Below are 21612 nucleotides of genomic sequence, written 5' to 3'. Positions count from 1 at the left end.
CGGTTACGCTGACTTGGGATTGTAGTTATTAGGAAATCACAATTCAGGAGGCTTTGTATTAGGCATAAAACAGGCCGTAAGATTGGGCCATCTTCGATCAGTTGGAGTAACCATCTTGCCGAATGTGTTTTTCTCATACTGTCACGCTGACGAAGCGCTGCGAGATCAGCTTGAGAAGCAGCTCGCCATGCTAAAGCGGCAAGGAGTCATCGAGACTTGGCATGATCGAAGGATCCATGCTGGCCAGGAAATCGATACTGCCATTGATGACCATATCAACAGCGATGAGATCATCTTGTTGTTGGTCAGCCCGGACTTCATCGCTTCGGACTATTGCTACAACATCGAGATGAATCGGGCCATGGAGCGCCATCATGCGGGGGAGGCGATCGTCATCCCGGTGATCCTGCGCGCATGTGATTGGCACTACGCGCCATTCGGCAAACTGCTTGGCACTCCTCAGGATGGAAAGCCGGTAACGCAGTGGCCTGACAGGGATGAGGCGTTCTTGCAGGTGGCGAAAGAGGTCCGTAAAGCGGCTGAAAAGTTGCGCAGCACTCATGCGAAAGCTAGCCCGCAAGCTGCTCGAGTCGAACTGATTACCCCTCAACAGGCAGTGCCTAGCGGGCCGCGATCAAGCAACCTTCGCCTTGCCAAGACGTTCACTCAGCTGGACAGAGACCGATTCCAGATTGATACCTTCGAATACATCGCCCGCTATTTCGAAAACTCTCTGCAAGAGCTCCAGGCGCGAAACCCTGGCTTCGAGGGCGTGTTTCGTCGTGTCGACGCCAATAGGTTCTCCGCGACCATCTACAAAGATGGCCAAGACGTTGCGAGAGCAACAGTCTTCGTTGGAGGGCAAATGGGGGCGGGGATCTACTACAGCCAGGGCGCTTCGTTCAGTGGCAACTCCTACAACGAAATGCTTACGGTGCAAGCGGATGACCAGTCTCTCTATCTCACCAGCTTGGGGATGACCTTCCGTAGGGGGCAGGACCAGAAGCTGTCCCAGGAAGGCGCCGCTGAGATGCTATGGGAAACCGTCATCGCCCCTCTGCAGCGTTGAGCTGACGCCTGCCTGCGGGTGCTGAAAAAGAATCCTTGAGCCAGAAATGACAAGGCGGTCTCAGAGGCCGCCTCAAACTATGTTTCGTCACCGGTATCTGAATAGGCCTTGTAACTAGCTTACGCAGAGAATGAATCGCACAGCCAGAATCCACCGGCTGCTTTTGGCCGAGAGCGGACAGTGAGTAAAGCGAGATGAGTCAACTGAGCCCGACACTGCATGCAGACCTGTGTGAAGTTCTGGATGAGGTCTCTGCATTGATGTCAGAGGCTTATGCGCAGCTCGGCCCCGTACCTGATGACCATCCTCTGGCTCAAGAAGGTCTTGAGAATGGGAGAGAAATTGTTTTGGACTACCTGGCTCACGGCGAGGCCGGAGTCGCCCTCGATCACCTGTATTACATGATCAAAGAGCCGCCTCTCGCTATTTCTGCAAAGGCCGCTGAGAAGCTGGCTCGTCTTGCAGACGCATTCGGAACGTCTTTGGGCTGGTGTCCTTGAGGTCTGGCCATACACCGAACCGCAAATCGAGGTCGTTGGTGCAGTGCTCTAACCCTTGCTCGGTCCAGTGAACTCATCGAATTCATCCGCAGACATATCAAATTCACCCAGATACCATCACGCGTCCAAGAGGTTCGTTTATGGAAGGGATACCATGCGTGTCGGGGTGCTGCTGTCTACTGTTCTGCTGATGTTCTTGTCTGGTTGCGCCAGTGTCGAAATGCGCACCGCCGAAATCGAATCGCCAACCGACGGAGCCGTACTGGTACGGGTGCTTCCCAACATGGCCAGCGCCAGCCAGTTCTTCAAGAACTGGGACAACATAGTTGTTGAGCGCCTGCCTATAGGAGCTGAGTCGAGCAGACAATTCGCCCTCTTGCCAACACTGGATTCAACCTCCAGAACAGCCATCTACGCTGCCTCCCTACCGCCAGGCACGTATCGATTCGTTGAGTTCTCCGCGCAACGATGTGGGTATATGTGCGTCGGTTCGCTGGTGACCATGAATCCGAGCTTCAGTCGCTTTGAAGTGAAAAGCAGGCGCCTGACTGACCTCGGTGAAATCATTCAGTTGGGCTTGGACAACAAGGTTCTTTTTGCCCATAAGCCTGAACCGGACGCAGGCATTACTACCGAACTCATCGACCAAGCCCTGCCCAGTCTTAAACCGCTACTCGCGGAACCTGCCTTGTCATGGAGTAGTGACAGCGTACCTGCACATATGGACGCAGCCTTCAAACTTGCCAAAGAAATGAGCTACGGATTTGTATCGGTGAAGGATACCGATCAAGGAGACTTCGTGTATGGCAGTGCAAACGGCGTGGTATTCAGTTGGCGCCCTGGCTTGAGGCCGGTTGCTCACGACATCAATAGCCAGGTATCGGTGGAGTCGGTCCTGGTTACGCCGGGAGGAAGCTGGTTGGCAGGTGGTGAACTGGGGATCCTTCGGCAATCCGACGACCTGGGCGCCACATGGCGTTCTATCCGCGGCAACTTGCCATTCGGTGTTGTAGTGGACCTCAGTTATTGGAACAAGCGGGTGATTGCCACCACGCTGCACGGCAACGACGTGCGAGTGTCCTCAGCACCTGATGGCAGCGATACGTGGACCCCGCTGGCTCACTACACGATGGACATCTCATTTTGGGACATCCCCGGCGTACGCGCGCAGTCCCACCTTGTACGCGACACGCTCGTTACCACCCTGCCTGGTCGCAAGATTGCCGTATTGGATTTGCCCAGCGGCAAGTCTGATATCCGCGAACTTCCCGGCGCCATCCAGATGTTCTCCGTATCGCAAGAAAGCGTATTGCGCTGTCGCTGCGCCGCGAGCATTGCCGTTAACCCCTACGAAAGTCATGACATGGGCAAAACCTGGCAGGACTCCACCAACTCGCGCTTTATGCTGATGCCCACCTTTCGCGACGAAAAAAACGGTATCGCTTTCGAAATCGGCTTCTTCTCCCCCAACCGCATGGTCTACACCGCCGACGGCGGCAAGAACTGGATCGAAACCACCGAGGCGCCGATATTCTTCAACCAATTGTTCTACAGCCGAGACGGCAAAACGGCGTACGCCGGGTCGGCAAGGGGCGAGTTCTGGATGTCAACGGACGATGGTAGAAGTTGGCATCAGATGGCGAGCAGTAATGCTGGGCCTGCCGAGTAACTCCTACTAAGAAGTTGCAGGAGCAATTAAAGAACATCGCGACTTGGATCGTTCATACAAGTGCATCGTCAGCTCTCGTGGGAAGGGTTTCGGTTGCAATTTTGATTAAGCCGGGGAGATTCACACCACCCATTCAGCTCGGCGTTGCCGAAGCCAAGGAAATCGGGCTCCTGGTAGTGGATGGGCGAGGTGGCATCAGGTCGACGGTCATGGCGGCGCTCGGCACTGGAGGGCGAGGGCAGTCTATTGAGGGCCTTTGCACTGCGCCTTGAGGGGGATCACGGGATGTCCCTGACCAGGCGGAAGCCGAGGTTGTCCGGCGGCTGCCCGGCGGCGCAGCCACCGCCGCGCGCGTCGCGCACGAAGTCGTTGAGCGCCGCGCGGTGGCGGCCTTCGGCGATGCGGATCGAGCAGGCCTCGATGCGGCTGAGCTGCGCCCCTCGCGCATCGAGCTTGATGCGCTGGTGGCAGCTGTCGGTCCATTCCCAGACGTTGCCGGCGAGGTCGGCGATGCCGAATTCGTTGAGCCCATGGCCGCCGCGTGCCAGCGGCCGGGCCGATTCGGCGGTGCGTGTCTCGGCCTCGAAGCTGTAGCGGGCCAGCCAGCGCCGTGCGGGGTTGCTGCCGTCGTCGTCGATGAGCAGGGCGTCGTCGGCCCAGCGCGAGCCGGCGAAGAAGGCCCATTCGAGGTCGCTGGGCAGGCGCCAGCGCTGGCCGGTGCGGCGGCTCAGCCAGTCGGCGTAGAGCTGCGCGTCCAGCAGGCTCACGCCGGTGATGGGCAGGTCGTCGCGGGGGCTGGTCCCTTCGCTCAGCGGCAGGCAGTCGCCCTCGGCCACGCAGCGCGCGTATTCGGCCTGGCTGACCTGGTACTTCATCACCTCGAAGCCGGGTTGTAGCCGCTCGCGCCGGGCGGGGGCGTCGATGGCGCGTGCCTCCTGCCAGTAGTCGCCGGCGGGGCGGAAGGTGAAGGCACGGGCCGTCAGTGCCACCGTTTCCGGTGCCGGTTCGGGCGGGTGCCGTGGACCGAGGAGAAGGGCCGCCGTCGCGATGGCGAAGGCGGCGGGCAGGCTGATCCGGGTGGCCTTGTGCATGGCGGCGGCGTCCGTTGGCCAGGGTGGAGGGCCGGCCCTTGCGGGCCGGCCGGCGGGCTCATTTGATCGGCGATGGCGGCTCGACCTGGCTCATCAGGTCGGCGTTCCATTCGCCCTCGACCTGGAAGTGCGCGGTGGCGCCCAGCAGCACGCCTTCGATCAGGTTGTGGTTGAGGTAGGCGTACAGGCCCGGCTGGCGGAAGGTGTAGAGCGCCGCGCCGGCCGCGCCACCCGGGATGAACCAGGTCTCCAGGTCCTGCTCCGGCGGGTTGCTGAACTTGCCGCTGGCCCAGACGTAGTCGCCGTGGCCGCCGATCAGGTGCGGGCGGGTGTCGCGGTTGGCCTGGGAGTGGACGACCAGCACCGTCTCGCCGACGCGGGCCTTGAGGGCGTTCTTGCCGGTCAGGGCGCCCACCTTGCCGTTGAACACGATGTGGCTGGGGACCAGCCCCTTCATGACGCCCAGCGTGTCGGCGAAGCTCTCCATCGGGCTGGCGTAGCGCTTGAACCTGCCGTCCTTGTCACGCGGGACGTAGAAGTCCTGTTCGCCGACATAGAACACCTTGTCGTACTCGAGCGCCTTGCCGGCGCGGTCCTTCAGGCCGTCGCGGGGGAGCACCATGATCGCGCCGTTCATGCCCGAGACCACGTGCCAGGGAATCATCGCGCCGCCCGGTGCGCAGTGGTAGACGAACACGCCGGCGCGGGTGGCCTTGAAGCGCAGCTTCACCTGCTCGCCGGGGCTGACGATGGTCAGCGCGCCGCCGCCCAGGGCGCCGGTGGCGGCGTGGAAGTCGATGTTGTGGGCCATGACGTTGGTCGCGGGGTTGACCAGGGTGAGCTCCACGTAGTCGTCCTGGTGCACCGCCATCAGTGGGCCGGGCACCGAGCCGTTGAAGGTCATGGCGTGGACTTCGGTGCCTTCGTCGTCGAGCACCAGGGTCTTCTCTTCGATGGTCAGGGTGAACTCCACCACCTTCGGCGAGCCGCTGGCGCGGGCCTCGTGGGCGTGGACGAAGGGTGGGGCGACCAGCTCGACCTTGACCCGCTCCAGCCTGGACAGGTCCGGGGCCGCACCCGGTTTCTTCGGTGCCGGCTCCGCCCCGGCCAGCGCCTTGCCGCTGCCGAGCACCGAGCCGGTGACGCCGAGCACCACCGCGCCTGCGAGCAGGGTGCGGCGGGAAAGGGACATCGCTTCCTCGTCGTGCATGATCATCTCCGTAATGACTACCGTCGTTGGCTACAGAGATACCGCGTGGCCAGGAACTTTCCTTGAGCTGAGACAAGCAAGCCTGCAACTGGACAACCTGCTGCAGGGAGGATGTGCGTCATGTCGCGTTTGCGCAGGTGCCGGCCTTGCGCAAGGTGGGGCGGGCTCAATCCTTCCCGAAAAAGCCCTTGGAGTCCTGCAGGTAGGCCTCGCGGGTGGGGCCGTCCAGCCAGCGGGCGTAGAGCTGGATCAGCTCCTCGCCGCGCAGCTCGCGGATCACCTCGTTGATCGCCTCGATGGCCCGCTTGCCTTCGGGTGTCTTCGAGCAGCCCACGTAGGCGAGCAGGTAGCTGGGCATGCCCTGCACCGGATGGAAGCGCAGGTCGGAGACATCCACGCCATCGGTCTCGGCCAGGTAGCGCACCTCGGGCCAGTAGCCGAGCAGGGCGCTGATGCGGCCGTGCTGCTGCATCTGCAGCAGGCTGCCCAGCGCGTTGTTGCCGTGGTGCACCAGCAGGCGCTCGGGGGCTGTGGCGTGCAGCGTGGCGTCGATCAACGGCCCGTAGCTGCGCTCCACCAGGACGCCGAGGCGCTGGCGCGGGTCGGCGAGAAAGGCCTGCAGGTCGATCCTGCCGTCCTTCAGGTAGGGCTGGATCTCGTCCTCCAGTTCCCGGCGCACCACCACTCCGTTGGTCACCACACCGAGGGTTGGGATGGAGAAGTACATCAGTTGCTCGCGCTCCTGGGTCTTCAGCACGCCCGCGTCGCAGGTGAGGGTGTCGCGGGCGAACATCTGGTTGGCACGAGCGCGGTTGACGCGGCTGTTGACGTGGCGGTACTGCGGCAGCCGCTGCTGCAACAGGCCGAGCATCCGGTCGGCGATGCCCTGGCCCTTGAGCGGGCCTTCCATGATGTTGAACGGCGCCATGTCGCGCACCGTCCAGGTGATCAGCGTGTCGGGTGCCGCCGCACAGCCGCCGGCGGCCACCAGCAGCACGCCGCCGAGCAGCAGGCCGCGCAGGCGCGAGCGGAGTCCGGGACCACCGGCCATCGGCGAGGAGAAGGGTGGGAGGCGTCTCAGATGGCGCCTTCCTTGCGCAGGGCGTCGATGCGTGCGGCGTCGTAGCCCAGGGCACCGAGCACTTCGGCATTGTGTTCGCCCAGCTCCGGGCCCACCCATTCGGCCGAGCCCGGGGTCGCCGAGAGCTTGGGCACGATGCCGGGCATGCGGAACGGCTTGCCGTCGGGCAGGCGCGCCTGGAGGAACATCTCGCGGGCGATGAACTGCGGGTCGGTGAGCATGTCCTCGGCGGAATAGATGCGGCTGGCCGGCACCTCGGCGCGGGTCAGCACCGCCAGTACCTGGTCCAGGGGCAGCGAGCCGACCCAGCGGTCGATCACCCCGTAGAGTTCGTCGCGGCGCGCGTCACGGCCGTCGTTGCTGGCGAGCGTCGGATCGAGGGCCAGGTCCTCGCGGTCGATGGCCAGCATGAAGCGCTTGAAGATGGCATCGCCGTTGGCGCCGATCTGCACGTGGCGGCCGTCGGCGCTGGTGTGGATGGAGGAGGGGGTGATGCCGGGCATGATGTTGCCGGTGCGTTCGCGGATGAAACCGAACACGTCGAACTCCGGGACCATGCTCTCCATCATGGCGAACACCGCCTCGTACAGCGCCACGTCCACCACCTGGCCTTCGCCGCCGTTGACCTCGCGGTGGCGCAGCGCCATGAGCGCGCCGATCACGCCCCAGAGCGCGGCGATGGAGTCGCCGATGGAGATGCCGGTGCGCACCGGCGGGCGGTCCTCGAAGCCGGTGATGTAGCGCAGCCCGCCCATGGATTCGCCCACCGCGCCGAAGCCCGGCTGGTCCTTCATCGGGCCGCTCTGGCCGAAGCCGGAGAGGCGCACCATCACCAGCTTCGGATTCAAGGCGTGGATCACCTCCCAGCCGAGGCCGAGCTTCTCCAGCACGCCGGGGCGGAAGTTCTCGATGAGGATGTCCGCCTCGCCCAGCAGGCGCTTGAGGATGGCGATGCCGTCGGGGTGCTTGAGGTTCAGCGTCAGCGACTTCTTGTTGCGCGCCTGCACGAACCACCAGAGCGAGGTGCCCTCGTAGAGCTTGCGCCACTTGCGCAGCGGGTCGCCGCCGTCGGGGGACTCGACCTTGATCACCTCGGCGCCGAACTCCGCGCACAGGCGCGAGGCGAAGGGGCCGGCGATCAGGGTGCCGAGTTCGATGACCTTCAGTCCGGCGAGAGGCTTGGCGAGGGTATCCATTGCACGTCCGTTGGGCAGGAAAAAACCCGCCTAGCCTAGACCATTGCCCCGTTTCAGGGCAGCCGCTGGCCGGCTGCTTTTTCGTGAATCAGGTCGGTCTTCGGCCGATCCCCGCTTTCCAAGGCGCGACCAGGGGGTTCTAATCCCTGGCGACACGGCACGCGTACAGCAGACACCATGGACAGGTCCTCATGCCCCGCCGCTCCTCTTCCCACCTTCGCAGAACCCTTCGGGCCCGCTCCGAGGCTTAGTCCTGCGCGCGTTTGGCAAGCCTTGAAAATATTACATGTGATGGATTGAAAGCTCACATGTGATGAACTAATCTGCGCTCATGCAAAACAAGTCATCCGCCCATTACCAACGTTTGTTCCGCCAGCGCCTGCGTGACCAGGGGCTGGTGAAAAAGGAAGTCTGGATACTGCCGGAGAACGCCCAGGCGCTCCTGGCGGTTGAACGCAAGCTGCGCCAGCCTCAACCGGGGCCGGTCAATCTGGAAAAGGAGGGGGCCATGGAAATGCCTCAGATCTGGAATGCGCGAGCGCTCTGCGAGGCCTTGGCCGCGACCGAGCTCTTCACCCGTGGCGATGCCGGCATCGAGCTGATCGAAGGCGCCGAGCCCAGCCTGCACGTGACCATGCGTGAGTACGGCGACCTGCCGTTGTTCGTCGCCCTGCACGGTGAGCAGATCATCGTCGAGGCGCTGCTCTGGCCGCAGAGCGACGTGCGCGACGTGGCCGCCTTCAACGAGGAGGTGCTGCTCAGCCGCCAGCTGTTCCCGCTGTCCAGCATCGGCCTGGAGACGCTGCCCGGCGGCGAGCGTTGCTACACCATGTTCGGCGCCCTGAGCGCCTCCTCGATCCTGTCCAACGTGGTCTACGAGATCGAGACGCTCGCCAGCAACGTGATCCGCGCCACCGAAGCCTACGAAGGCTACCTGAAGGCTCAGGCCTGACCTGGAGGAAGCACATGAACGTTTGGAGCAAGCTGCTGACCGCCCTGCGCGGCGGTGTCAACGAAGCCGGCGAGGCCATTGTCGACAGCCAGGCGCTGCGCATCCTCGACCAGGAAATCCGCGACGCCGACCTGGAGCTGCGCAAGTCCAAGGAAGCCCTGGCCGAGATCATGGCGCGGCAGAAACTGGCCGAGGATCGTGCCGGCAAGTGTGTCGCCAAGGTCGGCGAGTACGAAGCCTATGCGCTGAAGGCCCTGGAAGGCGGCAACGAGGCCCTGGCCAAGGAAGTGGCGGAGAAGATCGCCAACCTGGAGAACGAACTGGCCGTCGAGCGCGAGCAGGCCGCCGGCTTCGCCGCCAGCGTGGCCCAGCTGCGCAAGGCCGTGACCCAGGCCGAAGGCAACATCAAGCATCTGAAACAACAGGTCGATACCGTCAAGGCCACCGAGAGCGTGCAGAAGGCGCAGATGGCCGTGGCCCAGCGCTACAGCGGCTCGCAGACCAAGCTGCACACCGCCGTCGAATCGCTGGAGCGGATCAAGCGCCAGCAGGCCGAGCGTGCGGCGAAGATGGAAGCGGCCGCCGAACTGGCCGCCACCAGCAGCCCGGACGATGACCTCGATGCCAAGCTGCGCGCAGCCGGCATCGTCGCCGACGGCACCAGCGCCGACAGCGTGCTGGCGCGCCTGAAGGACAAGGGCAAGTCCTGATCCACCGTTGAACGGGCGGAGCCGCTCGGCCCCGCCCCAGCCTTTTCAGGGATAGGAAAGCGATGGACATCTTCCTGCAGACCGCACTGTCGTTCCCCACCGTGCTGTTCAGCTTCCTGCTGTGCCTGGCCATCGTCTACTGGGCGATCGTCGCGCTCGGCCTGGTCGAGGTCGACCTGCTGGACGTCGAGGCCGACTCGCTGCTCGCCGGCGATGGCGTCGCGGCCCTGCTGTCGAAACTCAAGCTCAACGGCGTGCCGGTCACCCTGGTGCTCAGCCTGCTGTTCGCCGGCGCCTGGTTCCTCAGCTATTTCGCCGAACTCCTGGTCCTCAGCCACCTGCCCCTGGGCCTCCTGCGCTACCCGCTGGGCCTGGTCGTGGCCGTGGTCGCGCTGGGCCTGGCGCTGCCCGTGGCGGCGCTCATCTGCAGCCCGCTGCGGCCGCTGTTCCACAAGGCGGAGGCCGTCACCAGCAAGAGCGTGCTCGGCCAGACTGCCATGGTGCGCAGCGGCCGGGTCACCCTGGAGCATGGCGAAGCCGTGCTCGAAGACGGTGGCGCCGGGCTGATCCTCAAGGTCCGTGCCGACGAAGCCCTCGGGCTCAAGCGCGGCGACCGCGTCGTATTACTGGAATACCTGGAGGCGCAGCACGCCTATCGGGTCATCACCGAGGACGAATTCCGGGGCATCTGACCCGGTGCGTCTCAGCATCAAAGGAGAGTGATTGCAATGAGTAACTTAGAGGCGGTGATCCCCTTCGCTTCCATCTTCGGTCTCGTCATCTTGGCCGTGGTCGGCATCCTGGCCCTGTTCAAGGCCTTCTACATCAAGGTCCCGCAGGGCACCGCGCTGATCGTCAACGACATGTCCTCCACGCCCAAGGTGCACTTCACCGGCGCCCTGGTGTACCCGGTCATCCACCTCAAGGAGTTCATGCGCATCTCGCTGATCACCCTGGAAGTCGATCGCCGCGCCAAGGACGGGCTGATCTGCCGCGACAACATGCGCGCCGACATCACCGTCGCCTTCTACCTGCGCGTCAATGAAACCCAGGAAGACGTGCTCAAGGTGGCCAAGGCCATCGGCGTCGAGCGTGCCTCCGACCGCGCCGCGGTGAACGAGCTGTTCAACGCCAAGTTCTCCGAGGCGCTGAAGACCGTCGGCAAGCAGTTCGACTTCGTCCAGCTGTTCGAGAACCGCCAGGACTTCCGCGACCGCATCATCGAGGTGATCGGCAACGACCTGAACGGCTACGTGCTCGAAGACGTCGCCATCGACTACCTGGAGCAGACCGCGAAGAACTCCCTCGACCCGAGCAACATCCTCGACGCCGAAGGCATCCGCAAGATCACCGAGCTGACCGCCGCGCAGAACGTCATCACCAACGAGCTGGAGCGCAACCAGGAACTGGCGATCCAGAAGAAGAACGTCGAGACCCGCGAAGCCGCCCTGGCCCTGGAACGCCAGCAGGCCGACGCCGAAGCCCGGCAGAAGCGCGAGATCGAGACCATCCGCGCCCGCGAGGAAGCCGAGACCGCCAAGGTCAAGGAAGAGGAGCGCCTCAAGGCCGAGCAGGCACGCATCCAGGCGCAGCAGGAGATCGACGTGCGCGTCGAGAACCACCAGCGCGAAGTGGAAGTGGCCCAGCAGAACCGCCAGCGCGCCGTGGTCATCGAGGTGGAGAAGGTCACCCGTGCCAAGGACCTGGAAGTGGTCGCCCGCGAGCGCGAGGTCGAGCTGCAGCGCATCGAGAAGGAAAAGGCGCTGGAAGAACAGCGCAAGAACATCGCCAACGTGATCCGCGACCGCGTCGCCGTCGAGAAGACCGTGGCCCAGGAAGAAGAGCGCATCAAGGAAGTGCGTGAGATCTCCGAGGCCGAGCGCGCCAAGCAGGTCATCGTGCTCCAGGCGCAGGCCGAGGCCGAGCAGGAGCTGGTGCGCCAGGTCAAGCAGGCCGAGGCCGACGAGACCCGCTCCAAGCACAAGGCCGTGGAAATCAACAACCTGGCCCAGGCCGAACTGGAAGCCGCGGCCAAGCAGGCCGAAGCCAAGAAACGCCTGGCCGAAGGCATCGAGGCCGAGCGCGCCGCCCCCGGCCTGGCCGATGCGCGGGTGCTGGAAGTCACCGCCGCCGCCAAGGAGAAGGAAGGCCTCGCCGAAGCCCGCGTACGCGCCGAGCAGCTGATCGCCGAAGCCCGTGGCGAGCAGGAGAAAGGCCTGGCCGACGCCCGCGTGCTGGAAGCCACCGCCGCTGCCAAGGAGAAGGACGGCCTGGCCGAAGCCAAGGTCCTGGAAGAGAAGCTGGGCGCCCAGGCGCGTGGCGAGGAACAGCTCGGCGCCGCCAAGGCCAAGGCCACCAAGGACCTGGGTTCGGCGGAAGCGGAAATCCTCCTGCAGCGCCTCAACGCCGAGGCCGAAGGCCTGGGCAAGAAGTTCGGTGCCCTGGATGCCCTCAGCGACAGCGCTCGCCAGCACGAGGAGTTCCGCATGCAGCTGGAGAAGAGCTTCGAGGAAGCCATGGCCGCCATCGCCGCCAACAAGGACATCGCCAAGGACCAGGCCGAGGTGCTCGCCACCGCGCTGGGCAAGGCGAAGATCGAGATCGTCGGCGGCGAAGGCGACTTCTTCAACTCCTTCGCCAAGTCGCTCTCCGTGGGCAAGGCCATCGAAGGCGTGGTGGGCAAGAGCCCGGTGGTGCAGGACGTGCTGGCCCGCCTGCTCAACGGCAAGTCGGCGCCTGCCGCTGCCGTCGCCGCTCCGGCGCCCGAGCGCAAGGCCGAACCGCAGGACCCGGTCGCCGGCGCCTGACGGTTGGTCCCGGGAGCGGGCTGCGTCCACCGACGCTCGCTTCCGGGGTCGTTCCCCACATGGTTTCGAAGGCTGCTCGCGCTCTTCTCAGTGGGTTCCCGCGTTCGCGGGAATGACGGTGCCCGGTATGGCCACCGTCATCCGCGCGGACGCGTGGACCTACACAACGGCAGCTCTTTCAACAGCGTCGCAGATTCAGGAAGACCACGATGTCGGATGCCCAAGCCGCAACCCCCGCACAGGATGTACTGGACAAGGCCGTCGCCGAAGGCGGCGCCTACGAGGTGCTGCACAAGCGCCTGCTGGACCAGGGGCAACGCCTGCGGCAGACCACCGAGTCCCTCAACCAGAAGCGCCTGGAAGAGTTCGGCAGCAGCCGCATGGACGTCATCGGTCGCGTGCGCATCCGCACCGAGAACAACTGCATCGCCCGCGACATCGTCCAGGTCGGCGACTGCCTGCTGTTCGGCTACAACGTCTTCATCGGCCTGAAGAAGGAGACCCATGTCGCCGACGTGTTCTCCCTCTACCGCCTGGTGGAGGAGGGCGAGGGCTACGAAGCCGAGCCGGTGCCACTGGATGGTTCGTTCCTCGCGGCCCAGGGCTTCGTCAACGACTTCAACGAGCTCTACACCTACTACAAGAACACCCGCCTGCTGCAGCTGGCCATCCGCGACGGCAAGCTGCTGGCGAGCTTCCAGATCGGCGAGCGCATCACCGACATCCGCGTGTTCCGCTGGTCCATCTCCGCCGACGGCCGCGACGTGCGCTACATCGACAACCGTGGCGAGCGCGACATCGCCCTGCCGGCGCCCTTCGACTTCGAATGGAAGAAGGCCACCCGCGAGATGGTGGTGCAGGGCCGCCACCCGCACCTGAACATCCTCGACACCGTGTTCGTCGAAACCATCGGCGGCGACCTCACCATCAAGGTCGAGAACAACACCGAGGACGGCCTCGGCATCTACCGCGAGGAGGTGCTCGACAAGACCCAGTCCCTGGACGACGCCCAAGTCGAGTTCGCCCGCCTCGGCAGCCTGATCCTGCTCAAGGTGCTGCCCTACCGCGAAGAGCAGTGGCGCTACCTGGTGTTCAACAGCCTGACCCGCAAGGTCGAGCGCATCGACGCCATTGGCCTGGCCTGCGTCCAGCTGCCGGAAGACCACGGCATCATCTTCCCCGGTGGCTACTACCTGCAGAACGGCGAGTACAAGACCTTCGAGCAATCCATGGACGGCATGCGCTTCAAGCGTGCCGTGCGCTCGCCCAACGGCGAGGACGTGCAGTACATCTTCTACCACCCCGAACAGGGGCGGGCGGTGCTGCTCACCTACAACATGATCAACCGCCAGCTGCAGAACCCGCTGTTCGGCCACGGCTACGCGCGTCTGGAAGACGGGCGCATGGTGATCTTCGCCGCCGAGGGCGACGAGCCCACCCGCATCCACCCGATGCAGGTCTGGCAGACCCCCTTCTTCACCGAGGAATTCGCCGCCCGCCAGCCGGCCCGCAGCGGCTTCCTCGGGCGCATCGGCAATGCCGAGCTGGTGCGTGGGGTTTCCGACCTCTATGACCTCAGCCGCGAGATCGAGACCCCCGTGGTCTCGGTGCAGCGCTACTCCCAGCTGTGCCAGAACACCCGCCGCCTGTTCGACGTCTACCACTGGCTCGGCAGCGACCAGCTGGAAGGCCTGGCGCCGCTGCTGCGCGAAGTGGCCGCCACCGCCGAACTGGTGCTCGACGAATACGAGAAGGTCGAGAGCATCCGCCGCCAGTCCGACCAGGCCATGGTCGGCGCCGAAGAGAAACAGAAAGCCCTGCTCGAGGGCCTGCTGCCGGACAGCTGGGACCAGGTGCAGAGCTTCGTCGACGCCCTCAACGGCATCACCGCCCAGCGCGGCCTGCTGCTGACCATCCGCGACTACCGCTACATAGACGTCGCGCGCATCGACGCCATGGAAGCCGAGCTGCAGGAGGCCCAGGAACGCACTGCCGCCGCCACCGCCGGCTTCCTCGCCAGCGAGCAGGCGCTGCAGCCCTTCGTCGCCCGCCTGGAGGCCCTCGACGCCGAGGCGCAGAAGGCCGAGACCGTGGCCCAGCTGGCCGAGCCCCTGGCCGCGCTGCAGGCCATGGCCGCCGACCTCGACATGCTCTCCAGCCTGATGGCCTCGCTGCAGATCGACGACGCCACCCAGCGCACCCGCATCATCGAATCCATCTCCGAGATCTACGCCCGCCTCAACCAGGCCAAGGCCCGCGCCGAGCAGCGGCGCAAGGGGCTGGGGTCCACCGAGACCGTGGCCCAGTTCGGTGCCCAGTTCAAACTCTTCGGCCAGGGCATCACCAACGCCCTGGGCCAGGCCCAGGACCCGGAGCGCTGCGACGAGCAGCTGTCGCGCCTGCTGGTGCAGCTGGAGGAACTGGAAAGCCGTTTCGGTGACCACGAACAGTTCCTCGGCGACATCCTTGCCAAGCGCGAAGAGCTGCTGGAAACCTTCGAGGCGCACAAGCAATCCCTGCTCGACGAGCGCCAGCGCAAGGCCCAGGGCCTGCTCGACGCGGCCCGGCGCATCCTCGACAGCCTCGGCCGGCGCACGGCGAAATTCACCCAGGCCGAAGAGCTCAATGCCTTCTTCGCCGCCGACCCGCTGATCCTCAAGCTGCGCGAACTGGCCGAGCGCCTGCGCGAGCTCAAGGACAGCGTCAAGGCCGATGACGTCGAGGCCCGCCTCAAGGGCGCCCGCGACCAGGCGGTGCGTGCCCTGCGCGACAAGACCGAGCTGTTCGAGGAGGGCGGCAACGTCATCAAGCTCGGCCCGCGCCACCGCTTCAGCGTCAACACCCAGGAGCTGGACCTGACCCTGATGCCCCGGGGCGACGAGCTGCACCTGCACCTCACCGGCACCGACTTCCTCGAACCGTTGCGCGACCCCGAGCTGGATGTCCTCAAGGCCTTCTGGCAGGTGGCGCTGGAGTCCGAATCCGCGCAGCTGTACCGCGCCGAATACCTCGCCGGGCAGGTGCTCGACGCCGCCGATGCGGGGCAGGAGAACCTCAGCCTGGACGGCCTCAAGCAACTGCTGGGGCAGCCCGACGAACTGGCGCGGGTGATCCGCGACTTCGCCGCGCCGCGCTACAAGGAAGGCTACGAGAAGGGCATCCACGACCACGACGCCGCCGCCATCCTGGCCCAGCTGCTGCCGCTGCGCGAAAGCGCCGGGCTGCTGCGCCACGCCGCCCCGGCGCGGGCCTTCGCCAGCCTGTTCTGGGACCTCCGCCGCCGCGACGAGAGCGCCGCCCAATGGCCGGAGCGGGCTCGCACCAGCCGGCATATCCAGCAGCTGTTCGGCCGCCGCGAGGGCCTGCTGCAGCTGCAGGCGGAAATCCTCGCCGCGATGCAGGCCTTCCTCGTCGAGCAGCCCCTGGGGCTGGGCGCCGCCGTCCCGGCGGAAGCCGCCGAGTACCTGGTGCAGGAACTGGCCGCCGAACGCATCGAATTCACCTTCAGCAAATACGCCCGCCAGCTGCAGGAGGCGCTCAAGCTGCGCCTGCAGGGCGCGCGCATGTGGGACGACTACCAGCAGGCCCTGTCGCGCCTGGCCGAGCGCCCGGCGGCGCAATGGGCGCTGGCGGGCAACTGGCTGCAGGGGCTGTGCTCGGAGGGCGAGCATGCCGCCCTGGCCGACTACATCCCCGAGGCGGTGGCCCTGTCGCTGCTGGCCGAGGACTTCCCGCGGCGCATCACCGAGGTCGACCTGCGCTTCGTCGTCACCGGCCTGATGGGCGAGCACCCGCGCATCGTCGAGCGCAGCCTGCAGCTGGCGGTGGACGACTTCTTCGCCCGCCTGCGCCAGCACCGCGAAGACTTCCTGCCCGGCCTGCAGCGCTACCAGGCGCTGCGCCAGGCGGTCATCGGCCGTGAGCGCGAAGCCCTGCGCCTGGCCGAGTTCAAGCCGCGCCCGCTCAGCTCCTTCGTGCGCAACAAGCTGATCAACGATGTCTACCTGGGCGTGATCGGCGACAACCTGGCCAAGCAGATGGGCACCGCCGGGGAGAACAAGCGCACCGACCTGATGGGCCTGTTGATGCTCATCTCGCCCCCCGGCTACGGCAAGACCACGCTCATGGAGTACGTGGCGCACCGCCTCGGGCTGATCTTCATGAAGATCAACGGCCCGGCCCTCGGCCACGAGGTGCGCTCCCTGGACCCGGCCCAGGCGCCGGACGCCACCTCGCGCCAGGAGCTGGAGAAGCTCAACCTGGCGCTGGAGATGGGCAACAACGTGATGCTCTACGTCGACGACATCCAGCACACCCACCCGGAATTCCTGCAGAAGTTCATCTCCCTCTGCGACGGCACCCGGCGCATCGAGGGCGTGTGGAAGGGCCGCACCAAGACCTACGACATGCGTGGCAAGAAGTTCTGCGTGGTGATGTCGGGCAACCCGTACACCGAGTCGGGCGATGTGTTCCGTATCCCGGACATGCTCGCCAACCGCGCCGACATCTATAACCTCGGCGACACCCTGGGTGGCATGCAGGACGCCTTCGCCCTCAGCTACATCGAGAACGGCCTGACCTCCAACCCGGTGCTGGCGCCCCTGGCCACCCGCGACATGGCCGACGTCTACCGCTTCGTCGCCCGCGCCGAGGGCAAGCCCTTCTCCGCCAACGAGCTGAGCCACAGCTACAGCGGTGCGGAGATCAACGAGATCACCACCACCCTGCAACGCCTGATGCAGGTGCGCGACGTGGTGCTCAAGGTCAACCAGCAGTACATCGCCAGTGCCGCCCAGGCCGACCAGTACCGCACCGAACCGCCGTTCAAGCTGCAGGGCAGCTACCGCAACATGAACAAGATGGCGGAGAAGATCTCCGCCGTGATGAACGACGCCGAGCTGCTGCAGCTTCTGGCCGACCACTACCAGGGCGAGTCGCAACTGCTCACCACCGGTGCCGAGGAGAACCTGCTCAAGCTCGCCGAGCTGCGCGGCAACCAGAGCCCGGAGCAGGCCGAGCGCTGGGCCCAGATCAAGCGCGACTTCCTGCGCAACAAGTCCATGGGCGGCAGCGACACCGACGTCGGCGCCCGCGTGGTGGCCCAGCTCAACGATCTCGTGGAAAGCGTGCGCGGCCTGGCCCGTCACGATGCCCCTGCGCCGGCCGCCGCCGAGGTGCCGTGGGAGGCCCTGCTGCAACGCCTGGAGGCGCTGGTGCAACCGCCCGCCGCGTTCAAGGTGGACGTCACCGCCCCGGCCCAGGAGGGCGTGCGCGAAGTGCTGCTGAGCCTGGCCGACAGCCTGGAGAACAGCTTCATGCCGCTGATCCGCATCATGGACAAGAAGATCGACGTCGACCTGCGCACCCATCACCGCATCACCGACATCGCCAACCGCCTCAACGAACTGGGCGGCGCCCTGCCGACGCCCGGCACCGACGGCACGCCCACCTGACCCGGAGGTCGCCATGGATTTCGCAGGACTCGACCAGCAGCTGCGTGACAGCCTGCTGGACCTGAAACTGAGCAACGAGGAGCGCGACGAGCTGCGCCAGCTGGGCAGCGAGCTGGACCCGGACCAGGTGCGCTACCTGCGCAACCGCGCCTTCGACCTGGTGCGCGAGCTGGCCCTGGCCGACGCCGCCAACACCTTGCCGGCGCTGAAGTGGCTGGAGCAGGTGGTCAAGACCCTGGACGTCAGCGCAGCACCGGTGCGCACCCTCGCCAGCGCCCACTTCAGCCCCGGCGAGGAATGCCGGCGCAAGATCCGCGAGTTGCTGCGCCAGGCGCGGCAGAGCGTGGACATCTGCGTCTACACCATCTCCGACGACCAGCTCAGCAGAGAGATCCTCGCCTGCCACCAGCGCGGCATCGCGGTGCGGGTGATCAGCGACAACGAGAAACAGTTCGACGAAGGCAGCGACATCCGCCAGCTGCAGGCCGCCGGCGTGCCCCTGCGCATCGACGACAGCCCCTTCCACATGCACCACAAGTTCGCCCTGTTCGACGGCCGCCTGTTGCTCAACGGCAGCTTCAACTGGACCCGCAGCGCCAGCACCAGCAACGAGGAGAACCTGCTGGTGATCGACAATGCGCAACTGGTGGGCAGCTACCTGGCGGAGTTCGAAGAACTCTGGAAGCGCTACGCCCCGCGCTGATTGGGCGCGGCACCGCTCTCGTAGGATGGGTAGAGGCACGAAACCCATCAATACGGACTCCCAGGCATCGCGGATGTACCCGGCTCGAAACCGCCTGCTTGTGCCGGGGCGACCTAGCGGGCAGCGCGTAGGGTGGGCCGGGCGGCGCTCCGCTTCAGCCCACCGCTTTCCCCCGCTGCCTCGACGCTCCCGAACGCCCCAATCCCAAACCCATCGCCAAAACACACACCAACCGATTCAGCCCATCCTCCTGATTCCGGCACAATGCGCCGCTGGAAACCGCCCGGGACGCCCCATGCCGTCGATCGCGAAACGCCTGTCCTTCTACCGCGCCTGCTACCAGGCCGATAGCCGCGAACTGCAACTGGACGATGTCAGCACCTTCAAGGCCGAGCGCTGGGGCTGGCTGGACGGGCGCGAGGAGCTGGCCAGCGGCGCCATGCCCTTCGCCGCGCTGTCGGCCGAGCTGGGCGAGCACCTGTTGCAGCAGCAGAACCTCTACCAGCGCGAGCTGCAGCTGATCTACGGCGTGCTGCCGGTGTGCGGCCGGCGTAGCGATGCGGAAGGCAGGACGGTGCGCCACTGCGCGCCGCTGGTGTACTTCGAGGCGCGCCTGGAAAGCCTCGGCGAGGGCGCGCCCCCCAGCCTGGCCATCGACCTCGCCCAGCCCCAGCTCAACCGCCGCCTGCTGCGCCAGCTGCTCAAGGCCGATGCCGAGCAGGGGCTGGAAAGCCTGCCGCTGCCCAGCGGTGCGCTGGACGATCACTACCTGGCCGACCTGATGGCCTGGCTGCAGCGCTTCACCGTGGTCGGCGAGGTGCTGCCGGCCAGCGCCTTCCCCGGGCTGGAGGGCGCCGCGACCCTGAAGAAGGCCATGGCTGCGCAACGCCTGTCGCTGCGCGCCGCGGCGCTGGTGGCCCTGGCCGAGCGCGGTGCCGGCAGCCGCGGCATTCTTCATGAACTGCAATTGCTGCAGGGCGCGGAGCGCCATTCGCCGGCACTGCGGCAGTTGCTGGGCGAGGATGCGGTCGGCGAGGAGAGCACGATCCTCGGCACCCCCAGCCGCCCGGAAGCGTTGCCGGCCTCCCTCAGCCTGGCCCAGCGCCAGGCCCTGGCCAACGCCACCCGCTACCCCCTGAGCTTCGTCGCCGGGCCGCCCGGCACCGGCAAGAGCTACACCCTGGCGGCGCTGGCGCTGGACCGCCACCTGCAGGGCGAGAGCGTGCTGCTGGTCAGCCGTAGCCAGCAGGCGGTCACGGTGATCGCCGACAAGCTGCGCGATGACCTCGGCCTGCGCGACGGCGTGCTGCAGGTGGAGGAGCAATCACTTCTGCGCACTCTGCGTGCGCGCCTCGACCAACTGCTGCAGGGCGAGCTGCCGCCACTGGAGGAGGGCGCCGTGGCGCGCCAGCAGCGCGCATTGAAGGACCTGCTGGACGAGGAGGCCGCCTTGTCCCGGGCCTTCGACACGCGCAGCCGCCAGGCCTTGCGCTGGAGCGGCCTGCTGGTGCGTGCCGAACGCGGCGCCCTGGCCTTCTGGCAACGCTGGCTGCAGGTGCCCTGGGTCGAGCGACGGGTGCGCGGCAGCGTGCGCCACTGGCAGATACTCGACGACCTGCGCGACTGCCAGCGCCGCCGCGAGGCCCACAGCCTGCAGTACATCGACAGCCTGCGGGTCGAACGCCTGCAACGCCTGCTGGACAGCGACCGGCAGACCTTCGTGCGCTACAACCAGGCGATCCGCGCGCGCAGTTCGCAACGCCAGCAGTCGCTGTTCGACGAACTCGACCCGGTGCGCCTGCTCGCCGCCTTCCCCATCTGGGTGGTGAGCCTGGACGACCTGCACAAGGTGCTGCCGCTGCGCGAGGGGCTGTTCGACGTGCTGGTGATAGACGAGGCCACCCAGTGCGACATCGCCAGCGCGCTGCCGGCCCTGCAGCGTTGCAAGCGCGCGGTGGTGGCCGGCGACAGCCGCCAGCTGCGCCACGTGTCCTTCCTATCCCGCGCCCAGGAGCGGCAGCTGCTGCAGCGTGCCGAGCTGCCGGAGAGCGACCAGCAGGCCTGGAGCTACCGCGACAACAGCCTGCTCGACCTGGTGGGCGAACGCCTGGCCAGCCAGCGCGCGCTGACCTTCCTCGACGAACATTTCCGCGGCCGCCCGGCGCTGATCCGCTTCAGCAACGAGGCCTTCTACAACGGCCGTATCCGGGTGATGAAGGAGCGTCCCGAGCAGCTCGCCGCCGAAAGCCTCAGCCTGCACCGGCTGGCGGGCCAGCGCGTGCCGGCCGGGCACAACCCGGTGGAGGCGCAGCGCGCCCTGGAGCTGCTCGAAGAGCATGTCGGTCGCTACCGCGACAGCCAGGTCAAGCCCAGCGTCGGCCTGCTCTCGCCCTTCCGCGACCAGGTGGAACACTTGCGGCGCCTGCTCGCCGAACGCCTGCCGGGCGAGTTGCTGGCACAGTTCCGGGTGCGCGTGGCCACGCCCTACGGCTTCCAGGGCGAGGAGCGCGACCTGATGATCCTCAGCTTCGCCATCGACGGAGCCGGCGCCCAGGCGGCGCACTACCTCAACCGCGAGGACATGTTCAACGTCGCCATCACCCGTGCCCGCGAGCACCAGGTGCTGCTGTTCAGCGGCGACGAGCGGCAGCTCGCCCCCGGCCACCTGTTGCGGCGTTACCTGGAGCGCCTGGAGCAGGGGCCGGGCCGCGACGGCGGCGGCCAGGCGGTGGACGCCTTCCAGCAGCAGGTGGCGACGGCGCTGCAGGCGCAGGGCGTACGCGTCTGGTCCGGCTACCCGGTGGCCGGGCATTGCCTGGACCTGTTCTGCCAGCGTGGCGAGCGGGTGCTGGCCATCGACCTGATCGGCTACCCCGGCGCCAGCGAGGACGTCTTCGACCTGGAGCGCTACCAGGTGCTGGCCCGCGCCGGGCTGGAAATGATCCCGCTCAGCTACGCGATATGGAAGCTGCAGCCCCAGGCGGCCCTGGAGGCGTTGCTGCTGCGGCTGTGAATGGCGGGTGGCCATTGGCCGACGGCAGGCCGTGGCGGGCGCACACGGTTACGCGTAAAGTGCGACACAAGTCACATTTTCATTCGCTGCCTTTTCCGGTACCACCATGCACGCCCTCGCTCGTCACTCCAGCCCGCCGACCCTCTCCGGGGCGGCGC

14 protein-coding genes are annotated in these 21612 nt (G+C 66.1%); 10 read left to right on the top strand and 4 right to left on the bottom strand.

Features of this window, described 5'->3' with window-relative positions; genetic code table 11:
• Positions 1-115 precede the first annotated feature (115 nt).
• From ACYJSS_RS13615 to ACYJSS_RS13605, 3 genes are all read left to right on the top strand, one after another.
• Positions 116-1069, top strand: a complete 954-nt coding sequence (locus ACYJSS_RS13615; RefSeq protein ID WP_373874049.1) for a toll/interleukin-1 receptor domain-containing protein — start codon at positions 116-118, stop codon at positions 1067-1069.
• A gap of 194 nt (positions 1070-1263) precedes the next feature.
• Complete coding sequence (locus ACYJSS_RS13610; protein WP_236204699.1) at positions 1264-1569, top strand: hypothetical protein; 306 nt, start codon at positions 1264-1266, stop codon at positions 1567-1569.
• 154 nt (positions 1570-1723) lie between these two features.
• The gene (locus tag ACYJSS_RS13605; RefSeq protein ID WP_236204698.1) at positions 1724-3238 is read left to right on the top strand and encodes a sialidase family protein; all 1515 of its coding nucleotides are present in this window, start codon (positions 1724-1726) and stop codon (positions 3236-3238) included.
• 278 nt (positions 3239-3516) lie between these two features.
• Here the strand turns inward: ACYJSS_RS13605 and ACYJSS_RS13600 are convergent, their stop codons facing one another.
• The 4 genes from ACYJSS_RS13600 to ACYJSS_RS13585 all read right to left on the bottom strand — a co-directional run bounded on the left by ACYJSS_RS13600 (position 3517) and on the right by ACYJSS_RS13585 (position 7816).
• Positions 3517-4329, bottom strand: coding sequence for an SUMF1/EgtB/PvdO family nonheme iron enzyme (locus ACYJSS_RS13600; protein WP_236204697.1), 813 nt, complete (start codon positions 4327-4329; stop codon positions 3517-3519).
• A 58-nt stretch (positions 4330-4387) separates the two neighbouring features.
• Entirely contained in the window at positions 4388-5539 is a 1152-nt protein-coding gene (gene nirK / locus ACYJSS_RS13595) for a copper-containing nitrite reductase (RefSeq protein ID WP_236204696.1), read from the bottom strand.
• Positions 5540-5705: 166 nt separating this feature from the next.
• Entirely contained in the window at positions 5706-6590 is an 885-nt protein-coding gene (locus ACYJSS_RS13590) for a TIGR02285 family protein (RefSeq protein ID WP_236204695.1), read from the bottom strand.
• Between the two features lie 26 nt (positions 6591-6616).
• A complete protein-coding gene (locus ACYJSS_RS13585) occupies positions 6617-7816 on the bottom strand; it encodes a CaiB/BaiF CoA transferase family protein (protein WP_459479986.1) in 1200 nt (399 codons plus the stop codon).
• Positions 7817-8147: 331 nt separating this feature from the next.
• On the opposite strand from ACYJSS_RS13585, the gene bacA reads away from it, so the two are divergent.
• The 7 genes from bacA to ACYJSS_RS13550 all read left to right on the top strand — a co-directional run bounded on the left by bacA (position 8148) and on the right by ACYJSS_RS13550 (position 21454).
• Entirely contained in the window at positions 8148-8768 is a 621-nt protein-coding gene (bacA, locus tag ACYJSS_RS13580) for a biofilm formation regulator BacA (protein ID WP_236204693.1), read from the top strand.
• 14 nt (positions 8769-8782) lie between these two features.
• Positions 8783-9478 (top strand): PspA/IM30 family protein, encoded by a 696-nt coding sequence (locus ACYJSS_RS13575; protein WP_236204692.1) that lies wholly within the window; start codon positions 8783-8785, stop codon positions 9476-9478.
• A gap of 62 nt (positions 9479-9540) precedes the next feature.
• Positions 9541-10170, top strand: coding sequence for an OB-fold-containig protein (locus ACYJSS_RS13570; RefSeq protein WP_236204691.1), 630 nt, complete (start codon positions 9541-9543; stop codon positions 10168-10170).
• A gap of 36 nt (positions 10171-10206) precedes the next feature.
• Complete coding sequence (locus tag ACYJSS_RS13565; RefSeq protein WP_236204690.1) at positions 10207-12285, top strand: flotillin family protein; 2079 nt, start codon at positions 10207-10209, stop codon at positions 12283-12285.
• A 209-nt stretch (positions 12286-12494) separates the two neighbouring features.
• Positions 12495-17738, top strand: coding sequence for a DNA repair ATPase (locus tag ACYJSS_RS13560; protein ID WP_236204689.1), 5244 nt, complete (start codon positions 12495-12497; stop codon positions 17736-17738).
• 13 nt (positions 17739-17751) lie between these two features.
• Positions 17752-18441: a phospholipase D-like domain-containing protein gene (locus ACYJSS_RS13555; RefSeq protein ID WP_236204688.1), complete on the top strand. Its 690-nt coding sequence runs from the start codon at positions 17752-17754 to the stop codon at positions 18439-18441.
• A gap of 295 nt (positions 18442-18736) precedes the next feature.
• A complete protein-coding gene (locus ACYJSS_RS13550) occupies positions 18737-21454 on the top strand; it encodes an AAA domain-containing protein (protein WP_236204687.1) in 2718 nt (905 codons plus the stop codon).
• Positions 21455-21612 lie beyond the last annotated feature (158 nt).

Source organism: Pseudomonas sp. No.21 (assembly GCF_054558415.1).
Note: the sequence above shows the minus strand (reverse complement) of the source record. Positions and strands in the feature narration are given on the sequence as shown.